The organism is Streptococcus oralis (assembly GCF_001578945.1).
In the GTDB taxonomy this organism is placed as follows: domain Bacteria; phylum Bacillota; class Bacilli; order Lactobacillales; family Streptococcaceae; genus Streptococcus; species Streptococcus oralis_Q.
This window is the reverse complement of record NZ_KQ969663.1, coordinates 1-267: the sequence shown is the minus strand read 5'-3', so window position 1 is coordinate 267 and position 267 is coordinate 1. Positions and strand designations below refer to the sequence as shown.

At 47.2% G+C, this 267-nt stretch carries 1 protein-coding gene; it reads left to right on the top strand.

Annotated features, from left to right (window positions below):
• The coding region (locus SORDD16_RS12125) for a hypothetical protein (protein ID WP_241734083.1) at window positions 1-267 on the top strand (267 nt) is incomplete at both ends.

Genomic DNA, 267 nt, shown 5'->3' with positions numbered 1-267 from the left:
GTGCTAGCGCATCAGTATCTGCAAGCCAAAGCGCTTCAGCATCAGTAAGCTCAAGTCAATCAGCTTCAGCATCAGTAAGCTCAAGCCAATCAGCTTCAGCATCAGTAAGCTCAAGTCAAAGTGCTAGCGCATCAGTATCTGCAAGTCAATCAGCTTCAGCATCAGTAAGCTCAAGCCAATCAGCTTCAGCATCAGTAAGCTCAAGTCAATCAGCTAGCGCATCAGTATCTGCAAGCCAATCAGCTTCCGCATCAGTAAGCTCAAGTC